Annotated in this window: 12 protein-coding genes; 1 reads left to right on the top strand and 11 read right to left on the bottom strand. The window is 70.9% G+C overall.

The window, feature by feature from the left end:
* Positions 1–9: 9 nt before the first annotated feature.
* The 11 genes from FXO23_RS30130 to FXO23_RS30080 form a co-directional block, all read right to left on the bottom strand.
* Positions 10–1356, bottom strand: coding sequence for a YcaO-like family protein (locus FXO23_RS30130; protein WP_218952186.1), 1347 nt, complete (start codon positions 1354–1356; stop codon positions 10–12).
* Positions 1353–2816, bottom strand: a complete 1464-nt coding sequence (locus tag FXO23_RS30125; RefSeq protein ID WP_218952185.1) for a CocE/NonD family hydrolase — start codon at positions 2814–2816, stop codon at positions 1353–1355. The genes FXO23_RS30130 and FXO23_RS30125 overlap by 4 nt, the downstream gene beginning before the upstream one ends.
* On the bottom strand, positions 2813–3655 hold the full coding sequence (locus tag FXO23_RS30120; protein ID WP_218952184.1) for a hypothetical protein: 843 nt from the start codon (positions 3653–3655) through the stop codon (positions 2813–2815). The genes FXO23_RS30125 and FXO23_RS30120 overlap by 4 nt, the downstream gene beginning before the upstream one ends.
* Before the next feature lie 3 nt (positions 3656–3658).
* Positions 3659–3853, bottom strand: coding sequence for a streptamidine-related RiPP repeat protein (locus FXO23_RS30115; protein WP_158888868.1), 195 nt, complete (start codon positions 3851–3853; stop codon positions 3659–3661).
* Between the two features lie 467 nt (positions 3854–4320).
* A complete protein-coding gene (locus FXO23_RS30110; RefSeq protein WP_158888867.1) occupies positions 4321–5145 on the bottom strand; it encodes an arginase family protein in 825 nt (274 codons plus the stop codon).
* Between the two features lie 10 nt (positions 5146–5155).
* Positions 5156–6637 carry an adenylate/guanylate cyclase domain-containing protein gene (locus FXO23_RS30105; RefSeq protein ID WP_158888866.1) on the bottom strand — a complete coding sequence of 494 codons (1482 nt, stop codon included), beginning with the start codon at positions 6635–6637 and terminating at the stop codon, positions 5156–5158.
* 69 nt (positions 6638–6706) lie between these two features.
* Entirely contained in the window at positions 6707–10081 is a 3375-nt protein-coding gene (locus FXO23_RS30100; RefSeq protein ID WP_158888865.1) for a pyruvate carboxylase, read from the bottom strand.
* 134 nt (positions 10082–10215) lie between these two features.
* On the bottom strand, positions 10216–11172 hold the full coding sequence (locus FXO23_RS30095) for a S8 family peptidase (protein ID WP_246258026.1): 957 nt from the start codon (positions 11170–11172) through the stop codon (positions 10216–10218).
* A gap of 33 nt (positions 11173–11205) precedes the next feature.
* The gene (locus tag FXO23_RS30090; RefSeq protein WP_158888864.1) at positions 11206–11406 is read right to left on the bottom strand and encodes a DUF397 domain-containing protein; all 201 of its coding nucleotides are present in this window, start codon (positions 11404–11406) and stop codon (positions 11206–11208) included.
* A 19-nt stretch (positions 11407–11425) separates the two neighbouring features.
* On the bottom strand, positions 11426–12307 hold the full coding sequence (locus FXO23_RS30085) for a helix-turn-helix domain-containing protein (protein WP_158888970.1): 882 nt from the start codon (positions 12305–12307) through the stop codon (positions 11426–11428).
* Between the two features lie 53 nt (positions 12308–12360).
* Positions 12361–13566, bottom strand: a complete 1206-nt coding sequence (locus FXO23_RS30080; protein WP_158888863.1) for an erythromycin esterase family protein — start codon at positions 13564–13566, stop codon at positions 12361–12363.
* Between the two features lie 81 nt (positions 13567–13647).
* Between FXO23_RS30080 and FXO23_RS30075 the strand changes: the two genes are divergently transcribed.
* On the top strand, positions 13648–14283 hold the full coding sequence (locus FXO23_RS30075; RefSeq protein WP_158888862.1) for a TetR/AcrR family transcriptional regulator: 636 nt from the start codon (positions 13648–13650) through the stop codon (positions 14281–14283).
* Positions 14284–14327 lie beyond the last annotated feature (44 nt).

Here is a 14327-nt window from a genome sequence, read left to right as displayed (position 1 = left end):
ATGTTCCGTTCAGGCCAGGGGAATCGGGTACCGGACCAGGCCGGATTCGGTGAGCGGGCCGGGCACCCAGCCCAGCCGCACGGGTTCGGTGTACAACCGCGTCCCGCCCCGGTACGGGAAGGCCGCAGGCGCGTTGCCGTAGAGCCCCGGCACGACCACCCGGACCACGTGCAGCCCGGCGGCCGCCACGTCCGCGGTGGTCAGGTCGACCTCGATCGCCCGCAGCCCGGCCGCGTGCAGTTCCTCGACGTAGTCCCCCGGCTCGGGAATCTCGTCGAACGAGGTCGCCGGACCCGTTTCCCGCAACCGGTTCAGCGGCTCCCCCTGCATCTCCGGGTCGAGGTACAGCTGGGCCACCGCGGGCAGGTCGACGAGATCGCGGAAGTCGTCCCGGAAGTCCTGCCGGTACGCCCGGTCCGCGCGCCGCGGTTTGAACACGTGCGCCCCGAGGCTCCCGGCCTCGACCGCGCGCCAGAGTTCGCTGTCCGGGGCCACCAGTTCGGCGGTCAGTTCGAGCACCGCGAACGCCTCCACCACGGCCTTGGTGGCCGCCTCCCGCGCGTCCGCCCGGCACGCGGTGCCGAACGCGATCATGCCGCGATCGGGGTCGGTGACGAACGCGGCGAGCACCGGCGCGCGGAACTGCGCGGGCAGCCGCAGCACCCGGATCTCGCGCCGCCCGGCATCGGGATCGGCGAACGCGTCGGTGACCTCCTCGGCGTCGGCCACCACCTCGGCCGGCGCGCCACTGGCCCACCACAGCGTGCTCGCGTCCCGTTCGAAGAGTTCTTCCAGCGCCCCGCGCCGCGCGTGCTCCGCGCTGACCCCGGTCGCGATTCCCGCGTAGGACAAGGCGTTCGTCGGCGGTTCCCCGGCGTGGGCGCCGCGGTAGTAGTTCAGGTACACCAGCGACGCGGGCACCCACACGTCCGCGCCGGTGCGCAGATCGGTGCCGTTCACCCACGCGACCTCCAGGTCCCGGGTGAACGGCACGAACGGGAACCCCGGGGTCGCGTGCTGTGCCGCCGAGTACAGCGCGAACTCCGCGGGGTCGACCGCGTCCACGCCGTCGGCGCGCCACGCGTCGTAGGGCCGGACGGGCAGCCGCTCGGGCACCAGGTTCCCGCAGTAGCGCTCGACCGCCTCCCCCAGCGCCGCGCCGCGCGCCCGGGCCGGATCGGCGAGCGACGCGCCGAACCCGTAGCGGTCGGTCGCCGCCGCGCCGCCGCGCACGGTGTCGGCGACCTTGGCGCTGCAGCCCACCCAGGCCGGGGGCAGGCCGGGCTTGCCGCGCTGCATCACCAGTTCGGTGACCAGCCCGAAGCGCGGATCGACCAGCAAGTCTTCCGGAGTCACGGTTCCTCCAGGATCGGCAGCGAAATCGAGGTCTGCTCCCCGCCGACGTGCACGGTCTGCTCGGCGAGGACCGTGTCGGCGGTCGTGTAGCGATCGGCCCCGGTGCCGAGATTCCTTGCCAGGAAAGGAAAGTCGCTACCGGTGATCTCCAGTTCCAGTGCCGCGCCCGCCGGAATGGTGATCCCGGCGGGGGTCAGCGGGATCCGGTGCCGGGCGCGGCCGCCGTTCGCGCGCACCGCACCGGAGGCGACCGAGCGCACCACGCCGTCCGGGCGCCGCTCGTTCAGCCGCACGATCCAGTCCGCGCTCGCCGCGGAGGTCTGCCCGGTGAGCACCACCTCCCCCGCGCCGAGCACGGTCAGCGGGCGGTCCAGCACCGGCGAGACGAACCGCACCGCGTCCGTGCGCGCGGCCAGCGCACTCCGATCCTCTCCCTCCACAATGGACGGAAACGGCGAGCGCGGGTCGCAGCGGAAGCGGCAGGCGCCCGCGGGAGTCCCGGTCAGGCCGCCGCCGGCGTCCGCCCGCCAGGTCCGGCGGTCGCCCGGCCAGGGCACGTCGTACCGCCACCCGTCCTCGCCGACCAGCCGCATCCGCGACCGCCACGCCGGGGGCCGCCCGCCGAGGGCCCGCTCCAGCCAGCCCACCAGGGTCCGGCCCAGCGGCGCGAGTTCGTGGCCCCACGGCCCCACCAGCAGGCTCGCCGCATCCCCGGCCGTGCGCCACTGGTGCAGCGTCTCCGGCAGCAGCAGATCGCGCCAGCCGCCGACGTGCAGGCTGGGCACGGACAGCGCGGCCAGTTCGGCGTCGGTGATCGCCTCGGGCGGCGGATCGGCGGACCCGTTCGCCCACGGTTCGACCGCGGACCACCACCCCGGCACCCGCGCCCAGAACCGTTCGCCCAGCCCGGAAACCGGCAGGCCGTCGAGTACCGGCGGGTGACGCCGGACGAGATCGTCCCGGCTGGTCCGGCTTTCCGCGTGGGCCAGCCACCAGTTGACGTGCTCGGCGAGCCGCAGGATGCCGCTGGGATCGAACTTCACCCGGTGCAGGCCCATCGCCGGAACCTGGCTGATCACCGCGGCCACCGGGGCGGAAACGGCGAGCGCGTACGCGGTGAACGCGGCGTAGGAGGCGCCGATCGGCACGATCCGGCCGTCGCACCAGGGCTGCGCGGCGATCCACCCGGCCAGCGCGCGGCCGTCGGCGCGCTCACCGCGGTACGGCGTCCACGTCCCGTCCGAGTCGTAGCGGCCGCGCACGTCCTGTGCCACGAAAGCGAATCCGCGCCGGGCCCAGCCGAGGCCCTCGGCCAGGTGGGCGCCGCGGCCGTAGCAGGTCCGCAGCGCCAGCACCGGGGCGCGGTCGAGGCCGCGCGGCAGGTACACGTCCGTGGCCAGCGCGGTGCCGTCCTCGGCCGGGACCCGCAGGTTGCCCCGGACCACCGGCGCGTGCGTCACGGGACGGCGAGCGGGGCGAGCCGCTCGGCCAGCCGCGGCAACGGGAGCACCGGATGGCGCGTGATCCCGGCGGTGTCCGGGTCGACCAGCAGCTGATGACCGTGCGAGGGCACCGGCCGCCCGGCGAGCCGGGCCAGGACGTCCCCGGCGAGCAGCGCGCCGAGCAGGCCACCGCCCGAATCCGGCCACCGCACCGGCGGCTTCGGCTGGTCGCCGTCCAGGTAACGCCACTGCTCGAGGAGTTCGTCGGCGACCGGGCACGCGGCGAGGCGGCGGGCCCGGGTGTCGCGGTAACCGGCGGTCTCGCCGGGCAGGAAGAAGGGGCCGAGGGCGAACCGGGTGCCCTCGGCGTGACAGCGGTGCCACGCGGTGCCGTGCGCGGCGCACCACTCGTCGACGCGCCGCCATTCGGTGTCCGGAAGCCAGCTCGCACAGCTGACCAGCACGTCGGCGTCGGCGACGGCACCCTCATCGACCGTCCCGGTGGTGACGTCGGCATGGGGCCGCAGCAGGTCCGCGGCCACCGTGCCCACCGGGTTGTCCCCGGCCACGTGGATCCGGCGCCCGCCGCCGGGCCCGCCGGACGGCTCCACCAGAACCCCGCGGCCGCGCAGCGCGGTGACCAGCTGGTCGAACGCGGCGGAGTCCTCCGGGGTCAGCTGGACGTCGGCGGGCGCACCGGTGGACAGGCGCCGGACCAGCTCCAGGAGCGGCGCGGGACCACTGATCCGCACGAACTTCCCGGCCGGTGTCGAATAACGCCACGAGCCGTCGGCGGCGGGATAGAGCTGAAATCCAGGGGCGAGGTGGAACCGTCGATGAAGGTGCCCTTCGATCACTTCTTACTTGCTCTCAGCCCAGGCGAAGGGGTTGTGCACCAGGGCGTTCGTGCCGGGCGCCTGCGGAGCCGCGAGAGCCTCGGGAGCTTCCACGTCCTCGAAGGCGAACGGGTTGTGCACGAGCGCGTTGGTGCCAGGCGCCTGCGGAGCGGCCAGGGCCTCGGGGGCCTCGACTTCGGAGAACGAGATCGCTTCCATGAATGACTCCCTACATGTTCGATCAAGCGATGAAAACGGTTTTCATCACTCCGATCGAACATACGCGAGCGGCAGATTCGTTCGCAAGGCCGCCAATTCAGTGAAATGAACGACACAGTCCGGTAACCGAAAGAACAATGCTTACCTGTTCATGCATGCAATGGTGTTTATCAATCCCGAATTGCGGGATGGCGAACAATCACGTCTCGGCAGGCTCCCGCGAGTTCCACGTTCCGGCACGCGAGTTGCACACTCGGGCACGCGAGTTACACGTTCAGGCACGCGAGTTACACGTTCGGAACCGCAGCTCGAGCAGTCGAGCGCGCAGTGCCCAGCGGGGCGCGGGGTGGTTCCGAGTGTGTAGTTCGCGTGCCCGAATGTGCGGTTCGGGTGCCCGAGTGTGTAGTTCGCGTGCGCGAGTGTGTGGTTCGCTTGCCTGAGTGTGTAGTTCGCGTGCCTGGCGGGCATCACGCTTCGAGCAGCTCGCCCACCGCTTCCAGCACCGGGACCAGGGCACGCAGCTCCGCCCGGTCGTCGCTCGCGCATTCGGTGATACCGGCGCCCACCACGTCGAACACGGCCAGCGAACGCACGGCGGCCACCAGTTCCGGGATTCGCAACCCGCCGGGCTCCGGAAAGTTCAAGCCGCCGAATTCACCCGGATCGAGCACATCGAGGTCGATGTGCACATAGAGTTGCCCGGCCCCGCTCGTGCGCACCGCGGACACCAGCCGTTCGGGGTCGGCGAGTTCACGGACGGACACCAGGGACGCCAGGCCCGCGTCGACGCCCTCCCGTTCGGCCGGGTCGAACGCCCGGGTGCCGGCCAGGACCACCCGGCCCGGCACGAGTTCCGGGGAGGCCGCGAAGTCGGAGTCCCCCTCGCCGAACGCCGAGCGCAGCACCATGCCGTGGAACGCTCCGGACGGCGAGGTCGCCGCGGTGTTCAGATCGGGGTGCGCGTCGAACCACACCACCCCGAATCCGCGCCCGTACCGGTAGCGCGCCACCCCGAGCGGGACGAGTTCCACCCCGCAGTCGCCCCCGATGGTGAGCACCGGCCCGCCGGGCGCCTCCAGCGCGCGCAGCTGGCTGGTCCGGTTCCGGATCAGCGTCTCCCGGTTCGCGATTCCGTCCACAGTGGCCGAATCCGCGCAGTCGACGTGCACCTCGTGCACCAGCTCGTCGAACACCTCGCCCACGAGCTCGGCCAGCGCACGGCAACCCCTGGGAAGCCGGTCCGCCCGCGGACCGAGTGCGCCGTGCCGCTGGGGGACCGCGTTGATCAGCATGGGAAGCAATCTAGTGAAATTCGCCGCCGATCGGCACCGCGATAGAGGTGGGTTCGGTGCGGCCACGCAGGGTGAGCTGCTCACGCAGTCGCCAGCGTTCCGCTTCCGGTGAAGCCGCGCGTTCCACGGCCGCCATGGACGCGACCACCCGGCCCGGAACGGATTTCGACAGCTCGGTGAGGCGGGCGGCCTCGTTCACCGGATCGCCGATGACGGTGTACTCGAACCGGTCCTGTGCGCCGATGTTGCCCGCCACCGCGGGACCGGCGGCCACCCCGATCCCGGCCTCGCACCCGGTCACCTCGCGCGCCAGCCGGGTGGCCATCGACCGCGCCGAAGCCAGTGCCGCGCCCGCCGCGTCGGCCAGTCCGGCGGGCGCCCCGAACACGGCGAGCGCGGCGTCGCCTTCGAACTTGTTCACGAAACCGCCGTGCCGGTGCACCTCGGCCACCACGACCGCGAAGAACCGGTTCAGCAGTTCTACCACCTCGGTGGCCGGGCGGGTCGCGGCGATGGTCGTCGAGCCGATCACGTCGACGAAGAGCACGGCGACCTCGCGCACCTCGCCGCCGAGTTCGATCTTCCCGGCCAGCGCCTTCTTCGCGACCTCGTGCCCGACCTGGCGGCCGAACACGTCCCGGATCCGCTCGCGTTCACGCAGGCCCTCGACCATCCGGTTGAACCCGGACTGCAGCAGGCCCAGTTCGGTGCCGTCGAACACGACCACCTCGGCGTCCAGGTCGCCGCGCTCGACCCGCCGCAGCGCGGCCCGCACGGTCCGGATCGGCGCCACGGTCGCCCGGGTCATCAGGACCACCAGGAAGAACCCGAAGACCAGGATGATCGCGCCGAGCACCAGGATCGCGATCGACAGCTGGGCCGTGGTCACGTCCGTCCGGATCAGCGCGAACACCGCGACGATCATCAGCCCGGTGACCGGCACCCCGGTGCCGAGCAGCCAGGCGAGCAGGGTCCGGACGGTCACCCCGGACACCAGTTTGCGCTGCGGGGGGCTACCCCCGGACAACGCCCGCGCGGCGATCGGGCGCAACGAGAACTCGGTCAGCAGGTAGGCGTTGGCGCACACCACCACCCCGGCGAACCCCGCGGTGAAGGCCACCTTGAAGACCGCGTCCGGCAGGTACAGCGCGAAGAGCGTGGTGAACAGCGCGGTGCCGACCAGCCAGAGCAGCGCCTGCATGCGGAACAGCCGCAGCGGCACGCGCAGCGTCGCCCGGCGGTCCCGCTCGTCCGGTTCCTTGCCCTCGAACGCCCACGCCAGCGCCCGCGAAGCCGATCGGGTACCCCAGAGGACCCCGATCAGCAACGCGACCGCGACGTAACAGGGCACCGCGACGAAGTTCACCGTCGTCAGGTCCGCGACGAACACGTTGGGCCCCGGGATGACCAGGGTCACCAGCGCGATCACCACCAGGGCGCCGATGATGTTGGCGATCACGAGCGAACCGGTCAGCAACACGCGCACCCGCATGCGCAAAACCGGATCGCGTTGCCGCGCGGAACCGAGGAGCCACGAACCTAACGGGTGAACAGGCACGCCCTATTCCAGCACGACGAGCAAATCGCCGCCTTCCACCTGCTGCACGGAGTTGATGGCCAGCCTGCTCACCCGGCCACCGGTGGACGCGGTGATCGCCGCCTCCATCTTCATCGCCTCGATGGTCGCGACCGTCGCGCCCGCCTCGACCTCGTCGCCCTCGGCGACCGCGAGCGTGACCACCCCCGCGAAGGGCGCCGCGATCTGCTTCGGATTGGCCTTGTCCGCCTTCTCGGTCGCCGGGATGTCCGAGGCGATCGAGTTGTCGCGCACCTGGATCGGCCGGAGCTGACCGTTCAAAGTGGACATCACCGTGCGCATACCGCGCTCGTCCGCCTCGCCGATGGCCTCCAGTTCGATCAGCAGCCGGACCCCCGGCTCCAGGTCGACCTGGTACTCCTCACCCGGACGCAGCCCGTAGAAGAAGTCCTTGCTGGGCAGCACGCTGGTGTCGCCGTAGGCCTCGCGGTGCGCCTCGAACTCCTTGGTGGGCCCGGGGAACAGCAGCCGGTTGAGGGTGGCGCGCCGGTCGCTGCCCAGCGCTTCGCGGTCCTCGGCGGACAGCTTCTCCACCGGTTTCGGTTCGGCGCGGCCCTGCAAAGCCTTGCTGCGGAACGGTTCCGGCCACCCGCCGGGCGGGTCGCCGAGTTCCCCGCGCAGGAAGCCGATCACCGAGTCGGGGATGTCGAACTTGTGCGGCTCCGCCTCGAAGTCCGCCGGTGCGACGCCCGCGCCGACCAGGTGCAGCGCGAGGTCGCCCACCACCTTCGAGGACGGGGTGACCTTGACCAGATGGCCGAGGATCTTGTCCGCGGCGGCGTACATCGCCTCGATCTCTTCGAACCGGTCGCCGAGCCCCAGCGCGATGGCCTGGGTGCGCAGGTTGGACAGCTGGCCGCCGGGGATCTCGTGGTGGTAGACGCGGCCGGTCGGCGAGGCGAGCCCGGCCTCGAACGGCGCGTAGATCTTGCGCACGATCTCCCAGTACGGCTCCAGGTCGCCGATCGCCTGCAGGTCGAGCCCGGTCGGGCGGTCCGAATGGTCGGTCGCGGCCACGATCGCCGACAGCGACGGCTGCGAGGTGGTCCCGGCCATCGAGGCCACCGCGCCGTCCACCGCGTCCGCACCGGCCTGGACGGCGGCGAGGTAGGTGGCCAGCTGCCCGCCCGCGGTGTCGTGCGTGTGGATGTGCACCGGCAGGCCGAATTCCTTGTGCAGCGCGGAAACCAGCTTCGCCGCGGCGGGCGCGCGAAGCAGGCCCGCCATGTCCTTGACGGCCAGGATGTGCGCCCCCGCGCCGACGATCTGCTCGGCCAGCTTGAGGTAGTAGTCCAATGTGTACAGCTTCTCCCCGGGATCGGAGAGGTCGGAGGTGTAGCACAGCGCCACCTCCGCCACCGCGGAACCGGTTTCCCGGACCGCTTCGATCGCCGGGCGCATCTGCTCGACGTCGTTGAGCGCGTCGAAGATGCGGAAGATGTCGATCCCGGTGGCGGTGGCCTCCTCGACGAAGGCGTGCGTCACCTCGGTCGGGTAAGGCGTGTAGCCCACCGTGTTTCGCCCGCGCAGCAGCATCTGCAGGCAGATGTTCGGCACGGCCTCGCGCAGCGCGGCGAGCCGCTCCCACGGATCCTCGGCCAGGAAGCGCAGGGCCACGTCGTAGGTCGCCCCGCCCCAGCACTCCAGCGAAAGCAGCTGCGGCACGGTGTGCGCGACGACCGGGGCGACCGCGAGCAGGTCCTTGGTGCGCACCCGGGTGGCGAGCAGCGACTGGTGCGCGTCCCGGAACGTGGTGTCGGTGACCCCGAGGTGCGGCGATTCCCGCAGCCAGCGCGCGAAGCCCTCCGGGCCCAGCTCGGTGAGCTTCTGCTTGGACCCCGCGGGCGGCGCGGTCTTGGGGACCTTGGGCAGTTTGGCCGTCGGGTTGATCAGCCGGGGCCGTTCGCCGTGCGGTTTGTTCACCGTGGTGTCGGCGAGGTAGGTGAGCAGCCGGGTGCCGCGGTCGGCGGAATGCCGGGCGGTCAGCAGGTGCGGGCGCTGCTCGATGAACGACGTGGTGACGTTGCCCGCCCGGAAGTCCGGATCGTCCAGGACCGCCTGCAGGAAGGGAATGTTCGTGGCCACTCCGCGGATGCGGAACTCGGCGACGGCCCGGCGGGCGCGGCCGACGGCGGTCTTGAAGTCCCGCCCGCGGCAGCTCAGCTTGACCAGCATCGAGTCGAAGTGCGCGCTGATCTCGGTGCCCGCGAACGCGGTGCCGCCGTCGAGCCGGATGCCCGAGCCGCCGGGCGAGCGGTAGGCGCTGATCATCCCGGTGTCCGGGCGGAACCCGTTGGCCGGGTCCTCGGTGGTGATCCGGCACTGCAGCGCGGCGCCGCGCAGGTAGATCGAATCCTGGCTCAGGCCCAGGTCGTCCAGGGTTTCCCCGGCGGCGATCCGGAGCTGCGACTGCACGAGGTCGACGTCGGTGACCTCCTCGGTCACCGTGTGCTCGACCTGGATGCGCGGGTTCATCTCGATGAACACGTGGTTGCCGTCCGGGTCGAGCAGGAACTCGACGGTACCGGCGTTGCGGTAGCCGATCTGCCGGGCGAAGGCGACCGCGTCGGCGCAGATCCGCTCGCGCAGCTCGGGAGCGAGGTTCGGCGCGGGCGCCAACTCGACCACCTTCTGGTGCCGCCGCTGCACCGAGCAGTCCCGCTCGAACAGGTGGATCACGTTCCCCGCGCCGTCGGCGAGGATCTGGACCTCGATGTGCCGCGGGTCGACGACGGCCTTCTCCAGGAACACGGTCGGGTCGCCGAACGCGGACTCCGCCTCCCGCGCGGCCGCCTCGATCGATTCGCGAAGGACCTTCGGGTCCTCCACCCGGCGCATCCCGCGGCCGCCACCCCCGGCGACCGCCTTCACGAACACCGGGAACCCGAGTTCCTCGGCCGCCGCGACCAGGGTGTCCACATCGGACGACGGTTCGGAGGAACCGAGCACCGGCACCCCGGCCTCGCGGGCGGCCCGGACCGCGCGGGCCTTGTTGCCGGTCAGCTCCAGGATCTCGGCGCTCGGGCCGACGAAGGTGATCCCGGCTTCCTCGCAGGCGCGGGCCAGGTCCGGGTTCTCCGACAGGAATCCGTAACCGGGGTAGACCGCGTCCGCCCCGGCCAGGCGCGCGGCGCGGACGATCTCCTCGACGGAAAGGTAGGCACGGACGGGGTGGCCGGGTTCGCCGATCTCGTAGGCCTCGTCGGCCTTGAGCCGGTGCAACGAGTTGCGGTCCTCATGGGGGAACACGGCGACCGTTCCGGCGCCCAGCTCATAGCCGGCGCGGAACGCGCGAATGGCAATCTCACCACGGTTGGCGACAAGCACCTTGCGGAACATGCCCGGTCCTTCCACTACGTTCGGGATCGGTAGATTCAGGACGTTACCGTGTGGGTCCCGCTACTCGGGAGTTCTGTACCAGGTGATGGACATCATGGATCTATGGGATTGAGGTTTCCCCAGCTCACCGTTGGTTACTGACCGGTAGACAAGGTGTACAGCAAGCGATTGGCAGTGCCGTTCGGCAGGCCCGTCAGCTTGTCCTTGGTCGCGTTGTCCACGAGCGCCTTCGCGGTGGCTTCCGCGGTCGCCTCGGGGTGCAGGGCGCGGTAGAGCGCGGCGGCCCCGGTGACGAACGCGGCGGCGGGCGAGGTTCCGGAGAACACCACCGACCCCGGTTTGCCGGGGACCACGGACGGGATGTTCGCGCCGGGCGCGAAGAGGTCCACCACCGAGCCGTAGTTGGACGGTCCGTACTTCGCGTCCTTGGGGTCGGAGGCGCCGACGGTCAGCGCCTCGGCCACCCGTGCGGGGGAGAAACCACTCGCGTCGCTGCCACTGCCGCCCGCCGGGACGGCCACCGGGACGACCGCGGCGAGCCTGCGCACGGCGTCGTCCAGCTTGTCGTTCGGCCCGCCGCCGAGGCCCAGGATCGCGACCGCGGGCTGGCGGGCGTTCTGGGTGACCCAGTCGATGCCCTTGATGATGTTCTCGGTGCTGCCGCTGCCGGTCTTGTCCAGCACGCGCACGCCGACCAGGCGGACGCCCTTGGCCACGCCGAACTGCTCGCCGCCGACGATCCCGGCGAGGTGGGTGCCGTGGCCGTTGTCGTCGGCGGCGTCGTCGTCGTTGTCCACGAAGTCCTTGCCCGGATCGACCCGCCCGGCGAACTCGGGATTCTTCGCGTCGATTCCGGTGTCGACGATGTACGCGGTGACCGTCTCGGCCCGGGTCTCGTAGCGGTAGATCTGATCGAGCGCGTTCTCGCGCTGGTCGATCCGGTCCAGCCCCCAGCTCGGCGGTTTGGGTTGCTCGCCACCGTTGGCGTGCGCGGGCAACGTCGTGGCGGCGATCGTCGCCAAGGTCAGCCCGGCCACTATGAACTTGCGTGTCCCGCGAATGCGCATGCGCCAGCGTTGCGCGTCGCCCATGGTCAAGACAACCCCACTATCGGAGGTTTTCGGTCAACTCCCCACGGCACGCAGAAAGTGCCGCCAGGCGGTGGCCGGAAGGACGAGCGCACCACCCGCTGGCCGCTTGGAATCCCGCACGGCGACCGCAGGTTCGACGAAGGCCACCTCGACACAGGCGGTCTTGTCATCGACAGTGCCGGACCGGCTGCTCTTGCGCCATACCGCGGCGGACAGATCGGCGGTTGCTGGCATCGCCGCTCCCTTCAGAGCCTCACAGTTCGGCGATCACCTCCTCGACCGACCGGATCGACTCTTCCGGGGGCAAGGCCATCGCGCACAGGTGATCGAAGACCAGCCTAGTCTTTCTCACCCGATCGGGTTTGTCGATGCGGACCGAGCCGCCCAGGTATTCCACGTACTGCACGTCCACCTCATCGGGCTCGGGAAAGCTCAGCACGGTGAACGGGCTGAGCATGGAGGCATGCGCACCACAGCTTGACGGAATCACCTGCAGAGTCACGGTCGGCAGGCTGGCCATCGTGACGAGTCGCTGCAACTGCTCCCGCATCACCTCGCGCCCGCCCACCATTCGGCGCAGCGCCGCTTCGTCGATCACCGCGTGCAAAAGCAGTGGTTTCTCCGTGTCGGTCAGGCGTTCCTGGCGAATCTTTCGCACGGTGACCACATCGTCCACGCGGGTTTTTGTCCCGGTGATGTTCGAGGCGGCGAAGTGGGCGCGGACGTACTCCTCGGTTTGCAACAGCCCGGGAATGGTGACCAGTTCGAAGAAAGCGGCGTGGCTGGCCGCCGCTTCGTCCTCGATGTAGAAGGGTTCGGTCGAGGGGCCGAAGAAGGCGTACCACCAACCCTTCTTCTTCGCGGCGCGGGACAGGTCGATCAGGCTGTCGTCGCGCTCGTCGTAGATGTCCATCATGCTGCGGATCAGGTGCACGTCCGCCCGGGTCTCGCCGACCTCGATCCGGTGCAGGCTGCTCCGGGTCTTGTCCAGCAGCTCGGCGGCTTCGTCCATGGTCATGTCGGCACGCTCGCGCATCTCCCGGAGCTTGCGACCGAGCCGACGTTTCTGCCGATTGGTATTACTCTGTCCGGACAACGCGGCACCTCTCTGTGCAGGGGCCGCCCATTGTTTCATCCGCACCCGACAAAACCGGAATTTCCAACCCCGCGCCCGAAAACCCGAAAATGCTACAACTTTCGTGAAGCGTGCATCTCGGGAAGGTAGACGAGCGCGTCGAAGGCCTGGACCACATCGACTTCGGAATACATATGCGCGTGGCGAATCCTCTCCGGTCCCGGGATGCCGCGAGCCCGGGCGGCGCGCAGGTCGACCAGGCTCGGCCCGCGCCCGGCGAGCGCCGCCTCGACGCTGCCCGGCTCCGGTTCCCCGAGTTTCTCCTCGTACACCCGGAAACCGAGCCGGGCATCCGGGGCCGGGGCGAGCCCGGTCGTGGTCCCGGTGCCCGCGGTCAGGGCGAGTGTGAAGTAGTCCGGGCCGAACTCGTCCGCCAGGTGCGAGCCCAGCAGCGGCGCGGTCAGGGTCGGCAGCAGGCGGCACGGCACCCGCTGCAGGTGTCCATTGTGGACCATGATGACCAGGCGGCGATCCGCGCCGAGCAGGTCCCGGAGCAGGCGCACGGTCGCGGCCATGTACGCGTCGCGCGAAGCGCTCTGCACGGCGGGCGCGCGGCCGTTCGCCAGATCGTCGAGTTCGCGCAGGTAGGCGTCCACGCGCAGGGCGCCCAGCGCGTGGTGCCGGGCGATCGCGTGCTCCGCCTTCGGCCGGTACATCGGCGCCAGCGAGTCGAGGTGCTGGAGCAGCACCGCGAGTGCCGCGGTGGCGGCATCCCGGGCCGCGGGCTCGAGCGCCGCGTACCGGCCCGGGGCGACCGCGCTGCTCGCCCCGGCGTACGGCTCGGTGGCGGCGATCGCCCGATCCGCGAGCGGCACCGCTGCCGGGTCGACCGTTTCCAGGTACTCCCGGACCGCGTGCAGCGCGGGCAGCCCCGAACCGCCCGAACTCGGCACGTCCAGGCCCGCGTAGCGGATGTCCCCGCCCGCCGCGTGGTGCTCGCGCAGCCAGGTGAGCATCGCGTGCATCTCGTCGGATTCGCCGAGCGAGAAGGTGACCCCGTCGCGGCCGATCTCCGCCACCGCGCCGGGGCCGCCCCGGATCCACTCGTCGACGAGCCGTCCCTCGGCGAAGCCGGATTCGAACCCCAGCACGCCGAACCCGAGGTCGCGTACCAGGAAGCGGAGGAGCCGGTCCCGCAGCGCGCCGAATTCGGCGATGTGGTGGTTGTTCTCGCCGATCGCCACGATCCGCGCGTCGCCGATCAGCTCGGCGAGCGGTTCCAGCTCCGCGAACGGCTCGGCGAACTCGGTGATTGACATGCTCCCCCTCTTGCCAACGGATGCGACTTAACGCAACATAGGTTGCACTAAAGCCCGCCACTAATGCAACGGGAATAGCACTTGGCCGAAGAACAACCCGGCAACCGCCGCCCCGGCGGCCGGACCGAGCGCAACCGGCTCGCCGTCCTGCGCGCCACCCTCGACGAACTGGGCGCGCACGGCTACCCGGCGCTCACCGTGGAAGCGGTGGCCGAGCGGTCCGGCGTGCACAAGACCACGATCTACCGCCGCTGGGGCTCCGCGGAGGGCCTGGTCGCCGAGGCGCTCGCCTTGGCCGTCGAGGACGACTGGGCGGCCCCGGACACCGGCTCGCTGGAAGGCGACCTGCGGGCACTGAACCACCTGATCGTGCGAAGTTTCACCGATCCCCGGGAATCCGCCCTGCCGGTCGCCGCGATCTCCGCCGCCTTCCAGTCGGACCGCGCGGCCGGGGCCCTGCGCGAGTTCTACGCCGACCGGACCGGGCGCACCGCCGAAATCGCGCGCCGCGCCAAGGCACGCGGCGAACTGCCCGCGGACACCGACGAGGCCGAGGTCGTCCGGACCGCGTGCGCACCGCTGTTCTACCGGCTGTTCATCACCCGGGAGCCGGTCGACGACACCGTCGCGGACACCGCCGCCCGCGCCGCCGCCCTGGCCGCCCGCGCCGGAGCCTTCGTGGTCGTGGGTCGTGAGTGTTCAGGCCGGTTCTATTGATTCGTAAGGCAAATATGGCGTGTCAGTCTGCGGCGTAGCGGGTT

Source organism: Amycolatopsis anabasis, assembly GCF_009765355.1.
Taxonomy (GTDB): Bacteria; Actinomycetota; Actinomycetes; order Mycobacteriales; family Pseudonocardiaceae; genus Amycolatopsis; species Amycolatopsis anabasis.
This window is presented reverse-complemented; position numbering and strand designations above follow the sequence as displayed.

Bases quoted from the DNA above. Each gene is read 5' to 3' on its own strand.
- FXO23_RS30095 (WP_246258026.1), bottom strand. From the start codon at position 11,172: ATGGGCGACGCGCAACGCTGGCGCATGCGCATTCGCGGGACACGCAAG.
- FXO23_RS30080 (WP_158888863.1), bottom strand. From the start codon at position 13,566: ATGTCAATCACCGAGTTCGCCGAGCCGTTCGCGGAGCTGGAACCGCTC.
- FXO23_RS30090 (WP_158888864.1), bottom strand. From the start codon at position 11,406: ATGCCAGCAACCGCCGATCTGTCCGCCGCGGTATGGCGCAAGAGCAGC.
- FXO23_RS30110 (WP_158888867.1), bottom strand. From the start codon at position 5,145: ATGCTGATCAACGCGGTCCCCCAGCGGCACGGCGCACTCGGTCCGCGG.
- FXO23_RS30105 (WP_158888866.1), bottom strand. From the start codon at position 6,637: ATGCGGGTGCGCGTGTTGCTGACCGGTTCGCTCGTGATCGCCAACATC.
- FXO23_RS30115 (WP_158888868.1), bottom strand. From the start codon at position 3,853: ATGGAAGCGATCTCGTTCTCCGAAGTCGAGGCCCCCGAGGCCCTGGCC.
- FXO23_RS30085 (WP_158888970.1), bottom strand. From the start codon at position 12,307: ATGAAACAATGGGCGGCCCCTGCACAGAGAGGTGCCGCGTTGTCCGGA.
- FXO23_RS30100 (WP_158888865.1), bottom strand. From the start codon at position 10,081: ATGTTCCGCAAGGTGCTTGTCGCCAACCGTGGTGAGATTGCCATTCGC.